This is a genomic window from Burkholderia sp. GbtcB21 (assembly GCF_019091065.1).
Taxonomy (GTDB): Bacteria; Pseudomonadota; Gammaproteobacteria; order Burkholderiales; family Burkholderiaceae; genus Burkholderia; species Burkholderia pyrrocinia_C.
Map to the genome: position 1 here is coordinate 1 of NZ_JAGXKA010000536.1, position 231 is coordinate 231.

The following is a 231-nucleotide window of genomic DNA, read 5'->3' on the forward strand; positions in this document are numbered from 1 at the left end:
GATCCTCACCGGAATCGGCACCGTGCGCGCGGACAACCCGCTGCTGTCCGTGCGCGGCATCGGCACGCCGCGCCCGCCGCAGCGCATCCTGGTCGACAGCCGCCTCGTCCTGCCGCTCGACGCACGGCTGCTCGGAGGCCCGCCGCTGCTGCTCTTCAGCGGCCGCCTCGATGCGAGCGGCGAAATGCGCGCGACCGAGTTGGAGTCGGGCCGCCCGGCAGTCGTGGCGCT

1 protein-coding gene is annotated in these 231 nt (G+C 74.5%); it reads left to right on the forward strand.

What is annotated here, in order from left to right:
- Positions 1-231: dihydrofolate reductase family protein (locus tag KVT39_RS37570; protein ID WP_217591538.1), on the forward strand; the 231-nt coding region annotated here is incomplete at both ends.